This is a genomic window from Virgisporangium aurantiacum (assembly GCF_016863635.1).
In the GTDB taxonomy this organism is placed as follows: Bacteria; Actinomycetota; Actinomycetes; order Mycobacteriales; family Micromonosporaceae; genus Virgisporangium; species Virgisporangium aurantiacum.
Genome location: NZ_BOPG01000048.1, coordinates 209,497 through 221,832, shown reverse-complemented (window position 1 = coordinate 221,832; position 12,336 = coordinate 209,497). Strand labels below are relative to the sequence as shown.

Here is a 12,336-nt window from a genome sequence, read left to right as displayed (position 1 = left end):
ATTCCATGTGTTACGCCGGGGTCACCGTGAGATCGATCGGGCCCGGTTCCTCGTCGTCGTCCTCGCCATCCACCGGCGTGTCGGCCACCGGACGACGGCCCGGCACCGACGGATGCCAACCACTCACCACGAGCGCCGCCACCGCCACGAGCACACCGGCGATCGCGAGGTACGGCCCCGGACCGGGCGCCGACGACGTCGGCGAAAGAAACGTCGCCTCCCCGCCGTCACCCGCCCGCCGGATGATGCCGGCCAGCAGCACCAGCATCGCCGCGGACAACCCGAACCCGGCCGCGGTGAGCGCCCGCCGCGCGTGTGGGCGGCTCGCCTGCACCAGCCCCACGAGGGCCAGCAACAGCAGCAGCCCGACGTAGTAGGCGGTCGAGATCCCGGCACCGACCATGTCGAGCGACAGGTCGCGGGTCTCGGTGGCGCCGCCGACGGGGCCGTTGAATGAGGTCGTCGGCACCTCGATCGACATCCACGGCAGCAGTTCGGCCGCCACGAGCAGCGCCGTCGCCACGATCGCCGCACCCACCGCCGGCGCGCTCAACCGCTGGGTGCCACCCACGGCGTCACCGAACAGCCGGTCCAGCAATCGCGCCGGCCGGTCTTCGCCCCATTCGACGGTCCCGTTCCCGGACATGCGCAAACCTTACTGTGCCTGCCTGGACGCCCGCCTGAACCGCTGGTCGCGCAGGATCTGCCGGACGACGTTGTGTCCCGGCACCCCGGTGACCCCGCCGCCGCCATGGGTGGCCGAGCCCGCCTGGTACAGGCCCTTCACCGGCGTGCGCAGGTCGGCGTAGCCGGCGGCCGGGCGGCAGTGGAACATCTGCGCCGGGCTCAGCTCGCCGTGGAAGATGTTGCCGCCGACCAGCCCGTACTCCTTCTGCATCGTGTCCGGCCCGATGATCTGCCGGTCGACGATGGAGTCGATGAAGCCGGGCGCCACCGCGTCCATGCGGTAGACGAGGCGGTCGGCGTACGCGGTGAGTTCGTCGGCGTCGGGCTCGTCGGCGTAGGTGTGCGGCACCCACTGGCTGAACATGCTCACCACGTGCTTGCCCTCGGGCGCGAGCGAGTCGTCGAACACGCTCGGGATGCACACGTCGGCGAACGGCAGCTCGGCCGCGCGGCCCGACACCGCCTCCTGGAAGGCGGTCTCCACGTCGTCGAGCGATTCGGCGAGCACGATCGTGCCGCCGTGCACCGCAGGATCAAAGTCCATATGGGACGTGAACCGGGGCAGCCGATCCACCGCCACGTTCACCTTCACCGTCCCGGATCGGCTCTGCCACCGCTCGATGTCGGTCACGAAGTCGTCGGGCAGTTCCTTGGGCTCGACGAGCTGCAGGAAGGAGATCTTCGGGTGTGCGGTCGTCACCACGACGTCCGCGTGTATTTCATCGCCGTTCTCCAGCGCGACCCCCGTGACCCGCCCGCCCGCGACGGTGATCCGGGCGACCGGGGCGTTCGTGCGCACCGCGGCCCCGAACGACCGGGCCGACGCCGCGAGCGCCTGCGTGACCCCGCCCATGCCGCCGCGCGGGAAGCCCCAGGTGGTCTCGCCGATGTGGTGGTGCAGCATCACGTACGCGGTGCCGGCGCTGCGCGGGCCGGCCCACGTGCCGATGACGCCCGACACCGACAGGACGCCCCGCATGGCGTCGGACTCGAACCGGTCCTCGACGAAGTCGGCGATGCTCGCGGTGAACAGGCGGGTGAGGTCGAACGCGGCCCGCACGTCGACCTTGCGCAGCTTGGCCGCCAGGCCTACCTGGCCGAGCAGATCTCCCGGCCTCTTCGAGCCGAGCTTCGGCGGAATCTCGTGCAGCAGCGGCCCGACCAGGCCGCCGAGCCTGCCCAGCCAGGCCTCCCAGCGCTCGTAGACCTCGGCGTCCTTCAGCGAGAACTTTCCGATCTGTTCCCGGCGGCTCCGAGGATCGTCGGGCAGCGCCAGGTAGGACCCGTCGCGCCGGGGCGCGAAGTACGGACCCTGCGGGTAGACGTGGTAGCCGTGCTTCCTCAGGTCGAGGTCCCGGACCATCTGCTCGGGTAGCAGGCTGACGACGTACGAGAGGCTCGTCACGGTGAAGTCGGGCCCGAACGGCTGCTCCGACACCGCGGCGCCGCCGACCACCGGCCGGCGTTCGAGCACGATCACCTTCCGGCCGGCCTTCGCCAGGTAGGCGGCGGCGACCAGCCCGTTGTGCCCACCACCGACAACCACCACGTCGTACCGGTTCCCCATGCGGGCAGTCTCGTGGATCCGATACGTTCGGTCCATGCCTACGCGTACCTCATCAGCCCGCTGGTCCGGAGACCTCAAGGGCGGCTCCGGATCGCTCGCCCTCGGCTCCGGCGCCTTCGAAGGTCAGTACTCGTTCAAGTCCCGGTTCGAGGAGGGCACCGGCACCAACCCCGAGGAACTGGTCGCCGCGGCGCACGCCGCGTGCTACTCGATGGCTCTGTCGAACATGCTCGCCGGAGCCGGCTTCACTCCCGACTCGGTGGTCACGAACGCCACCGTCAACTTCGGCCAGACCGAGGGCGGGTTCGCGATCACCCGCATCGACCTGGTCACCACCGGCAACGTGCCCGGCATCGACGAGGGCGAGTTCCTCAAGCACGCCGAGGCCGCCAAGGCCGGCTGCCCGATCAGCAAGGCGCTCGCCTCCGTCGAGATCACGCTGGACGCGACGCTCGTCTCCTGACGCCCTTGTGGGCGCCCGGCACACCGGGCGCCCAGAATGGCTCTCGTGGCGGTGAAGATGTCGCGGAAGCGGTTCGAGGAACTGGTCTCCGACGGGCTCGACCTGGTGCCGGAGGAACTGCTCCGGCTGATGGACAACGTGGTGGTGCTCGTCGAGGACCGGCCGCCGCCCGAAGACCCCGACCTGCTCGGCGTCTACGAGGGCTACGCGCTCACCGACCGCGGTTCGGAGTACAGCGGCGTGCTGCCCGACCGCATCACGATCTTCCGCCGTCCGATCCTGTCGATCTGCGACACCGAGGAGGACGTGGTCGACGAGGTCGCCATCACGGTCGTCCACGAGATCGCCCACCACTTCGGCATCGACGACAAGCTCCTGCACGAGCTCGGCTGGGGCTGAGTACCTATGGACGCCCTGTTGGGCCTGTTCCTCGCGGGTTGAACCGATACGCTCCCCACCGTGCGCAGTGAACTCTTCAAAGCCGAATCCATGGCGCAGGCCCCCACCGCTGCGGGTATGAGCCTTCAACACAGCAAATGCGTGAAGTACGTCGTCAACGGCGAGGTGCTCGCCCGGCAGGGCGCGATGATCGCCTACCGCGGCCAGCTCCAGTTCGAGGCGAAGAGCCAGGGTGCCGGAAACTTCATCCGGCGCGCGGTCACCGGCGAGGGCGTGCCGCTCATGGCCTGCCGGGGGCAGGGCGAGATCTGGTTCGCCAACGCCTCGATGGACTGCTTCCTCATCGACGTCGAGCAGGGCGACGCGCTGTCGATCAACGGGCGCAACGTGCTCCTGTTCGACCCGGGCCTGCAGTACCAGATCCAGAAGGTGCCGGGCGCCGGCATGTTCGGCGGCGGCCTGTTCAACTCGGTCTTCACCGGCCAGGGCAAGCTCGCCATCACCTGCGACGGCCCGCCGATCGTGATCCCGGTGGCCCCGAACCAGCCGGTGTTCGTCGACACCGACGCGGTGATCGGCTGGTCGGCCAACCTCCAGTCGACGATCCAGAAGTCGCAGAGCCTCGGCTCGATGCTGCGGGGTGGCTCGGGTGAGCTGTTCCAGCTCGCGCTGAACGGGCAGGGCTTCGTGATCATCCAGCCCAGCGAGGGTGCGGCCGGCCCGCAGCAGCAGTCGAAGGGCGGCGGCCTCCTGGGTGGTCTCGGCGGCTGACCGCCGCCGCAGGCGGCCCGGGCCGGGCTCGGCCGCCGCAGGCGGCCCGGGCTAGCCTCCGGCGCGGAGGCGGTCCAGCCAGGCGTGGGCGTCGGCGAAGTCGCGGTCGCTCGTGCCCGCGGGCGGCGGCACCGGCCGTTCACCCGGCTGGGTCGCGCGCGGGTACGAGCCGAGGAAGCGCACGTCGGCGCACACCCGGCGCAGGCCCATCAGCGCCTCACCCATCCTCGCCTCGTGCAGGTGGCCGGTGCAGTCGAGGAAGAACGCGTAGCGCCCCAACCGCTCGCCGGTGGGGCGCGACTCGATCCGGGTGAGGTTGACGCCGCGCACGGCCAGCTCGGTCAGCACCGACAGCAGCGCACCCACCTCGTCGTGGGCGATGTAGACGGCCAGCGACGTCAGGTCGTCGCCGGTCGGCGGCGGCGGCGGGCCCAGCCGGGTCACCAACGCGAACCTGGTGACCGCGTCGGAGTGGTCGGCGATGTCCTTGGCCAGCACGGTCAGCCGGCTGCGGGTGGCGCCGATCGGTGCGCAGATCGCGGCCGCGAACTCGCCGGCCGCGGCCGCCGATGCGGCGGCGCCGTTGGAGAGCACGTCGACCACGGACGCCGCGGGCACGTGGTTCCGCAGCCACTGCCGGCACTGGGCCGACGCCTGCGGGTGCGCCGCCACCGAGTCGATCTCGGCGAACGGCCGGGCGGACGGCGCGGCGAGCACGAACTGCACCGGCAGCACCACGTCGCGGGTGATCATCAGCGGGTCGCCGGTGGCCAGCTCGTCGAACGTGACGCCCACCGCCCCGCCGATCGAGTTCTCCAGCGGCACCAGGGCGGCGTCGGCATCGCCCTCGCGTACCGCGTCGAGCGCCTCGGGCACGCTCCGGGCGGGGATGCGCGTGCCGCGCTCGGCCGCCGGGATCGTCAGCAGCGCCTGCTCGGCGAACGTGCCTTCGGGGCCGAGGAAGACGAAGCGTTGCGGGGGAACTCCGGGCATGGGGGTAACCCTACGGAGTGGTGGTGGCGGTCGTGGTGGCCGTCACCGTGTCGCAGCCGAGCACCGCCCGCAGCCCCGACGGCGCGCTGACCCGCACGGCCGGGATGCACGGGTTCGAACCCGCCGCGACGACCTTGAGCGCGTCGGGCGCGCCGTTGGTGACCACGTGCACCAGCTCGTGGTTCGGCACGCTCAGCACGGTGTACTGCCACGTTCCCGCGCAGGTCGGCTGGGTGGTGACGGTGATCTGGACGCTGGCCGCCAGGTTGAGCTTGGGCCGCACCACCGCGATCACCTGGCTGGCGCTCGGCCGCCCGTTGCAACTGGTGGCCACGTACTCGCTGAAGCCCGACGAGCTCGGGCGCACGGTCGGTGGCGGCAGCCGGGTGGTGGGTACCGAGGGCTCCGCGCCGGACGGGGACGGCGGACGCGCACTCGGATCGCGGGTGGGCTGGACCGGATCCAGCGCGCACCCACCGGCGACCACACCGATGACCACGATCATCGACGCGAGAAACCCCGTTGTGCCCGGCCGCATCGTCCCTCCCCGACGACGCGAAGATTACACGGGGCTGAAGAAGGTCAATGAACCGGCGACCGCGTCCGCTGGCCCGATCGGGGTGGCGATCGCGTCGAGCGTGGCCACCGCGTCGCCGCTGCGTACCCGGACCAACCCGCGGGCCAACCGGCCCGACGAGACGGCCAACAGGGGCGGGATCTTGGCCACCTCGGTGTCGCTGAGTTTGCCGCCGTCGGCGGAGAAGTCGATCATCCGAAGGTGGCCGTTGCGGAGGTCGGCGCCAACCGGAGACGACGTGAGCTCCATGATGGCGACGCAGGACGGCGACATCGCGACGATCACCCCGTCGGCGTCGACGACCAGACACGGTTCGACCGCTTCGGAAACCGCCCGCACCCAGTGACCCAGCGGATCGACGGGCAGACCCTCGACCGGCGCCGAGCGGGGCGCGGGAGGCGTGACGGGGCCGAAGTCGGTGATGGACAGTTCAACGTGGGGCACATAGCCTCCCGCGGAGCTGTCGCGCCCGGAAACCGGAGCGCCTGTCAGGTAACGCCACGCAACGACGGTACCGGCGTGAGTACCGGTTTGTCAGGGCTGGGATTCGTTCTTGGACCACTCGTAGCGGTCGAATGCCGAGTTGACCCAGGTTCCGGGGTGATCGGCGAAGGCGTACAGCTTCTTGACGGTCTTGGCAGCCAGCCGTTCGCCGCGCGAGTTCAGCACCCGGCCGAGCTCCTGGTACGCGCTGACGATGCAGCCCTTCGGCATGCCGTAGAACGTGATGACGCCGCTGCCGGCGAACGCGAGCACCGGCATGACCGGCACGGAGATGCCGGCGACCCGGGACAGCGCGGTGGCGGCCAGGCGGGCGTTCTCACGCGCCTCCAGGACGTACTTCGGACGGCGACCGTCGATCTGCACGACGTCGCCGGCAAAGCCGACCTTTGCCCGACCATGGTCCTTGACCGTGATCGCGAACACGCCTCCGGGACCGATCGCGAGGTAGGTCATCGGAGCGGTGCCCGCGACCTCACGCAGATCGACCACTTCCCAGCCCGGCCCGAGCGAGGCAAGCCGCTGAGCCGTGCGGGCGTGCTTCGCCGCCGCTCGGCGCTGTGCCGCAGCCTCCCGGCGGGACCGCACCCACTCCGAGGGAGAGGTACGTGTCGAACCGTCCAGGTAGTCACCCGGAACGTGGCCGGCAGGTGGTGCGGAGAAGATTCCAGGGCCGTCGCTCGAATGCAGCAGACCGGTCATCGCGCACCTCCACCTTCGCCTTCAGTTGTGGGTTCATACACCGTACGTGTCCGAGTGCGTGCTAGGGGAGTCTTGTTCAGCCATTGGACGCGGGGAAGCGGTTCAGCACCCGATTCACCTCGTGCCCGGTTGTGCAGATCATGCGAAATCGTACCAAGGAACTGTCCGAAGGTCCGATGTAGCTGACCGTAGGGACGACTTGTCACTCCGCCATATGTCGACTCGCCACAAAGATCCATGTTGACCAGCACCTATGTCATCGTGGCCCATACGATAGCGGCTACCAAACGAGCGCGCTCGGTGAAGATAATCACCCGACAGTGATGCCGTTGTGGGGACAGCCCGGCATGAATAGGCGATTCATTCATCGCCCGGTTGTGCAAATGGCGCTCAACACGACAGTACCGCTCCGGATCGCCGCTCGCACCGACGTCGCCACCCAAGGTAGGACTCGGGGTGCTTAGTCTGGCGGGATGGAGCACCGCGTCGACAGCGAGGTCGGCATCCTCGGCACTGTTGTTCTCCACCGCCCCGGCGCCGAGCTGGCCCGGCTGACCCCCCGCAACAACGACTCCCTGCTCTTCGACGGCATCCCGTGGGTGCAGCGGGCGCAGGAGGAGCACGACATCTTCGCCGGGGCCCTGCGCTCGCGCGGCGTGGAGGTGCTGTACCTGGCCGACCTGATCGCCGAGGTGCTCACCATCCCGGCGGCCCGTACCGAACTCACCGAGTCCGTGCTGTCAGAGGTCCGACTCGGCGATACCTTGCGCGCCGCGGTCGCCGAACACCTCGCCGGTCTCAGCCCGGCCGGCCTCGCCACCACGCTCATGGCCGGGGTGGCCCACGACGAGTTGAAGACCGGCTCGGGCCTCGTCTACGCGCTGATGGACCAGCACGACTTCGTCATCGACCCGCTGCCGAATCTGCTCTTCACCCGCGACTCCGCGGTGTGGATCGGCGACCGGGTGGCCGTCACCAGCCTGGCGATGCCGGCCCGGCGGCGGGAGACCACGCTCACCGCGGCGATCTACCGGCACCACCCGCGGTTCGCCGGCACCGAACTCGTGTACGACCCGGCGCTGGAGTACCTGGAGGGCGGCGACGTGCTGGCGCTCGCGCCCGGCGTCCTGGCCGTCGGGGTCGGCGAGCGCACCCGGCCGGCCGGCGCCGAGCGGTTGGCCCGCCGCTGCTTCGCGCTCGGGCTCGCGCACACGGTGCTGGTGGTGCCGATCGCGCAGGAGCGGGCGACCATGCACCTCGACACCGTCTGCACGATGGTCGACGTCGACGCGGTCGTCATGTACCCGAACGTCGCCGACGCGCTGACGGCGTGGACCGTCTCGGCGGCATCCGACCCCACCGGCGAGCCGCGCATCAGCGGCCCCGAGCCGTTCCTCACCGCCGCCGCCAAGGCCATGCACATCGACACGCTGCGGATCATCGACACCGGCCTCGACCCGGTGACGGCCGAGCGCGAGCAGTGGGACGACGGCAACAACACGCTCGCGATCGCGCCCCGGGTGGCGGTGGCCTACGAACGCAACGTCGAGACCAACGCCCAACTGGAGCGGGCCGGCATCGAGGTGATCCGGATCCCCGGCTCGGAACTGGGTTCCGGCCGGGGCGGACCACGATGCATGAGCTGCCCGGTGCTGCGGGCGCCCGCGCGCTGACGTCAGCGCCCGCAGCAACGCGAGGCTGCAGCTGCCGGTACTCCGGCGGCCTATCTGAGGGTCAACTGGCGACCGACGAGACCCTGCCGGGCGCGGCGCTCGGCCGGCGTCAGCGGACCGGTGACCGTCAGCGCCTCGTTGTAGCGCTTCGCGAACTCGGCCAGCGGCGCGTCCCAGTCGACGGCGGGCGTGTCGCGGGGCAGGTCCCACACCGGTACGAGCAGGCCGTGGGTCCGGAACATGCCGGCGAAGCGGGTGTCGTCGCCGAGCTTGATCGCGTCGGCGGCGCCGAGCCGGGCCAGCGCGTCGAGGGCGGGGTCCTCGTCGTCGGGCAGTGCCCACCGCACGTGCGCCTTGTCGGGGACCTGGCACCAGTAGGCGGCCGGCGCGGCGGAGAGCCGCACGGTCGGGTAGATGGACTCGTTCGCCCGTTCCATCGACTCCTTGACGCGCGGGTCGTCACCGGCGTCGGCGGCCAGCCAGAACTCGAAGCCGTCGTGCAGGGTGACGTCGAGCGGCGCGTCGGTGACGAGCACGTCCTGCAGCCGCGGGCCGGGGCCGGCGAGCGCCGGCACGGCGACCGGCTGGCCGGGCTGGGTCTGCAGCGCGGAGATCAGGGCAGCGGCCAGGTCGCGCGAGACGTCGCCGGAGTTCACCTGCCGCTGCAGGCCGATGAAGATGGTGCCGTCGGCCCGGTGCATCGCCGGCCACGCCATGGGCAGCACGGTGGCCAGCACGACCGAGCGCTCCCCCGCCTCGGCGACCATCTGCGGCGCCAGCGTCAGCGGTGCGGACGCAGCGGGGACCAGCTCGCGCAGGGCCACCCACTCCGGTTCGTCGGCAAGGCCGGCGAAGGGACGGGGAACAAAGATATCGCGGACCTTTTGCCGCTTCTCAGTACTTTTTTCGCGTTTATCGCCACGGGGGGATCTTTTGGCCATGGCGGCCAGCCTAGGCCGTCTTAAAGATCAATCACTGCAACTCGGCCCAGACGCACTGGCCGAGTCCGTCGCGTTCGACGCCCCACCGGCGGGACATCGCGGCGACGATCGCCAGGCCGCGGCCGTCGACGGCGTCGGCGCTGGGCGGGCGGATCATCGGCGCGTTCGAGTTGGCCGAGCCGCCGTCGGTGACCCTGATCAGCAGCCCACCGTCGACGAGCAGGTGCCAGGCGACCCGCACCACGCCACCGGGCAGCGGCGTAGCGTGCCGCACGGCGTTGCCGACGAGTTCGGCGGCGATCGACATCGCGTCGGACATCCGCTCCTGGGTTACCAGACCCGCCAGCGCCGCTGACAGGCGCTGCCGCGCCACCCGGGCGCCGCGCGGCTGATACGGAACGACCACACACCAGGTCCGCTCGGCGGAGACAGTTGTCGACACCGGTCAACCCTCCCCGACGCTCACGTCTGCGCGCGGCAGCCGTACCTCGGCCACCGTGCCGCCCCCGTCACGTGGGCGCAGCGATACCCAACCATTCTGACGTTCGAGAATCCGACGAACGAGATACAGGCCGAGCCCCACTCCGCCGTACCTCCTCTGATCGCCACGCTCCAACTGCCAGAACCGCTCGAAGGCCCGCTCGACATGCTCCGGACGGATACCGACCCCCCGATCGGCCACCCGGAACCACACCGTCTGCTGGTCAGCCCCCGCGGTCACGTCGACGTGTACCCGAGCCGGCGAGTACTTAACCGCGTTCGTCACCAGTTCGGTGACGACCGTGGCGAGACCGGCGCGGTCGCCCGCGGCCTTCGGCACCGCCACCGGCAGTTCCAACCGGACCACGGCGCGCACGTCGGGCGCGAGGTCGGCCGTCACTTCCCGCAAGGCGTCGATGACATCGAAGGGTACGCCCGGGGCGCCATCGGTGAGTCCGGCGGCGTCGCTGGTGGTGGTGAGCAGCCGGTCGACCAGCCGGCTCAGCTCCCGCGCCCGCTGGCCCATGACCAGCACCGCCTCCCGCCGGGCGGCCTCGTCGAGCGCCTCCCAGTGCTCGACGAGCGTGTCGGCGTAGCCGCGGATCACGGTGACCGGGGTGCGCAACTCGTGGCTGGCGACGGCCAGGAACAGGTCGCGGGACTGGTACGAGTCGCGCTCGTGCGACTTCGGCCGCATCGTCAGCGCCAACGCGTCGGACCCGGAGACCCGGGTGGACCGGATCCGGATCCAGGTGCCGACCGGCATCTTGTGCTCGACCAGCTTCCCCGGCGCCGGCAGCGGGAACGGGAACGGGCGCCCGGCCACGTCGCCCGCCGACATCGAGGTGAGCCGTTCGGCGGCCGGGTTCCAGGACCGCACCGTACCCGCGGGGCCCACCACGGCGATCGCCAGCGACAGCGGGCTCAGCCGCGGCCCGGACTCGTACACCGGCAGCCCGACCCGGTCGGCGTACAGGTGACCGGCGCAGGACGCGAGCAGCGTCACCCAGGCCCGGGCGACCTCGGTGAGCGGGCTCAGCGCGTCCCGGAAATAGAGCTGGATGGCGCCGACCACCTCGCCGCCCACGCGGACGCCGACCAGCACGGTACGCCGGAATCCCGCCGAGAGCAGCGGCTCGAGGCCGCTCCCCGGCTCCGTCATCGGCACGTCCTGCACCGCCGGCCCGGTCATGATCGCGGTGACGTTCGACGACCGCACGTCGACCGGCCGGCCGAGCATGAAGTCGACCCCGCCGCAGACGGCCACGACCCGGCCGCCGGCCTCGCCGTACTCGACGAAGCTGGCGCCGCCGGCGTTCGTGGCGGCCATGGACAGCTCGACGATCACCTGGAGGCCGTCGAGGCCGCCGGCGCCGGTGCTCGACGCGCGGACCAGATCGGTCAGCCCACGCAGCAGCTCACTCTGATCCGGGGGAAGCTGATCGAGCGCGGACATGAAGCACAGTGTGCCGCGCCGGGGCACCATCCGTCACCCCGAGTCGCCGAGGTGCTTCCGCACGAAGGCCGGCCGGTCGCTGATGATCCCCGTGACACCGAGTCGGCGACACAGCTCGATGTCGGCCGGCTCGTTGACCGTCCACACGTACACGCCGTTGCCGCGGTCGCGGAGCCGCTCGGCGAGTTGCGGCCGTGACCTCAGCAAACCGATGCCGGGCCCGCCGATCCGGGAGCCGTACGGAAGCTGGCCGCCGCGCAGTCCCGGCGGCAAAACCTCCATCAGGAACACCCGCGGCACCTGCGGGGCGCCCACGCGCATGCGCTGCAGCGCCAGCGGAGAAAAGGACATCATCGTGACACCGCCGGGGTCGTCCCGGTCGGGCCGGTCCAGGCCGAACCTCCGCAGCGTTTCGGCCAGCGTCGGTTCGATCGCGCGGCCGCCGCGCGTCGGATGCTTCGTTTCGATCAGGACGCGCACCGGACGGCCGGCGTCCTTCACGGCGCCCAGCAGGCGGTCCAGGGTGAGCAGTTCGGCGGGCTGCTCGGAGTGCCAGGAGCCGAAGTCGAGCCGCTGCAATTCGGCCAGCGACTGCCGGCGGACCAGGCCCCGGCCGTTACTGGTGCGTTCGAGCCGCCGGTCGTGGACGCACACCAGGTGCCCGTCGCGGGACAACCGGACGTCGCACTCCACGCCGTCGGCACCCTCCTCGATCGCCCGGAGGTAGGCGTCGAGGGTGTGCTCGGGAAGGTCGTACGAGGAGCCGCGGTGGCCGAAGATCAACGGCCCGGTCGGGCTAGAGGACGTGTCCGGCACTGCCGTCCTCGCCCACGACCGGACGGCCGGCGGCCGCCCACGCGAACATCCCGCCGTCGAGGTTGTAGACGTTCTCGAAGCCGCGCTGCATCAGGTAGGCCACCACCTGTGCCGACCGGCCGCCGACCCGGCACACCACGACCACGTCGCGGTCGGTGGGCACCTCGCCGGCCCGGGCCGGGATCTCCATCATCGGGACGTGGTGCGCGCCCGGCTGGTGCCCGGCGGTCCACTCGTCGTTCTCCCGCACGTCGAGCAGGTACGCGTCGTCGTCGACCTGCCCGGCGTCGACGGTAGGAAGTCTCACGGC

15 protein-coding genes are annotated in these 12,336 nt (G+C 71.0%); 4 read left to right on the top strand and 11 right to left on the bottom strand.

Annotation, left to right across the window (positions count from 1 at the left end; genetic code table 11):
* Positions 1-10 precede the first annotated feature (10 nt).
* Both Vau01_RS36495 and Vau01_RS36490 read right to left on the bottom strand, forming a co-directional pair.
* Positions 11-646, bottom strand: coding sequence for a hypothetical protein (locus Vau01_RS36495; protein WP_204002919.1), 636 nt, complete (start codon positions 644-646; stop codon positions 11-13).
* A 9-nt stretch (positions 647-655) separates the two neighbouring features.
* Positions 656-2,254 (bottom strand): phytoene desaturase family protein, encoded by a 1,599-nt coding sequence (locus Vau01_RS36490; RefSeq protein WP_204002916.1) that lies wholly within the window; start codon positions 2,252-2,254, stop codon positions 656-658.
* A gap of 34 nt (positions 2,255-2,288) precedes the next feature.
* Between Vau01_RS36490 and Vau01_RS36485 the strand changes: the two genes are divergently transcribed.
* From Vau01_RS36485 to Vau01_RS36475, 3 genes are all read left to right on the top strand, one after another.
* Positions 2,289-2,717: an OsmC family protein gene (locus Vau01_RS36485; RefSeq protein WP_204002913.1), complete on the top strand. Its 429-nt coding sequence runs from the start codon at positions 2,289-2,291 to the stop codon at positions 2,715-2,717.
* Positions 2,718-2,768: 51 nt separating this feature from the next.
* Complete coding sequence (locus Vau01_RS36480; protein WP_204003088.1) at positions 2,769-3,116, top strand: metallopeptidase family protein; 348 nt, start codon at positions 2,769-2,771, stop codon at positions 3,114-3,116.
* Between the two features lie 141 nt (positions 3,117-3,257).
* Entirely contained in the window at positions 3,258-3,887 is a 630-nt protein-coding gene (locus Vau01_RS36475; RefSeq protein ID WP_308440503.1) for an AIM24 family protein, read from the top strand.
* Positions 3,888-3,938: 51 nt separating this feature from the next.
* On the opposite strand, the gene pheA is transcribed toward Vau01_RS36475, so the two are convergent.
* The 4 genes from pheA to Vau01_RS36455 all read right to left on the bottom strand — a co-directional run bounded on the left by pheA (position 3,939) and on the right by Vau01_RS36455 (position 6,660).
* Entirely contained in the window at positions 3,939-4,880 is a 942-nt protein-coding gene (gene pheA / locus Vau01_RS36470; protein ID WP_204002906.1) for a prephenate dehydratase, read from the bottom strand.
* 10 nt (positions 4,881-4,890) lie between these two features.
* Positions 4,891-5,418, bottom strand: a complete 528-nt coding sequence (locus Vau01_RS36465) for a hypothetical protein (protein ID WP_204002903.1) — start codon at positions 5,416-5,418, stop codon at positions 4,891-4,893.
* Positions 5,419-5,442: 24 nt separating this feature from the next.
* Complete coding sequence (locus tag Vau01_RS36460; RefSeq protein WP_204002900.1) at positions 5,443-5,901, bottom strand: hypothetical protein; 459 nt, start codon at positions 5,899-5,901, stop codon at positions 5,443-5,445.
* 90 nt (positions 5,902-5,991) lie between these two features.
* Complete coding sequence (locus tag Vau01_RS36455) at positions 5,992-6,660, bottom strand: hypothetical protein (protein WP_204002897.1); 669 nt, start codon at positions 6,658-6,660, stop codon at positions 5,992-5,994.
* A gap of 473 nt (positions 6,661-7,133) precedes the next feature.
* Between Vau01_RS36455 and Vau01_RS36450 the strand changes: the two genes are divergently transcribed.
* Positions 7,134-8,333 (top strand): arginine deiminase, encoded by a 1,200-nt coding sequence (locus Vau01_RS36450; RefSeq protein WP_204002894.1) that lies wholly within the window; start codon positions 7,134-7,136, stop codon positions 8,331-8,333.
* 50 nt (positions 8,334-8,383) lie between these two features.
* On the opposite strand, the gene Vau01_RS36445 is transcribed toward Vau01_RS36450, so the two are convergent.
* Genes Vau01_RS36445 through Vau01_RS36425 form a run of 5 tightly spaced genes read right to left on the bottom strand, consistent with a single transcriptional unit; the run spans position 8,384 to position 12,333 of the window.
* On the bottom strand, positions 8,384-9,274 hold the full coding sequence (locus Vau01_RS36445; RefSeq protein WP_204002891.1) for a DUF5926 family protein: 891 nt from the start codon (positions 9,272-9,274) through the stop codon (positions 8,384-8,386).
* Positions 9,275-9,305: 31 nt separating this feature from the next.
* The gene (locus Vau01_RS36440; RefSeq protein ID WP_239152135.1) at positions 9,306-9,716 is read right to left on the bottom strand and encodes an ATP-binding protein; all 411 of its coding nucleotides are present in this window, start codon (positions 9,714-9,716) and stop codon (positions 9,306-9,308) included.
* 3 nt (positions 9,717-9,719) lie between these two features.
* Entirely contained in the window at positions 9,720-11,210 is a 1,491-nt protein-coding gene (locus Vau01_RS63805) for a PAS domain-containing sensor histidine kinase (RefSeq protein WP_239152134.1), read from the bottom strand.
* Between the two features lie 33 nt (positions 11,211-11,243).
* Positions 11,244-11,993, bottom strand: a complete 750-nt coding sequence (locus Vau01_RS36430; RefSeq protein WP_239152133.1) for a glycerophosphodiester phosphodiesterase — start codon at positions 11,991-11,993, stop codon at positions 11,244-11,246.
* Positions 11,994-12,006: 13 nt separating this feature from the next.
* Entirely contained in the window at positions 12,007-12,333 is a 327-nt protein-coding gene (locus Vau01_RS36425; RefSeq protein WP_239152132.1) for a rhodanese-like domain-containing protein, read from the bottom strand.
* Between the last annotated feature and the right edge of the window lie 3 nt (positions 12,334-12,336).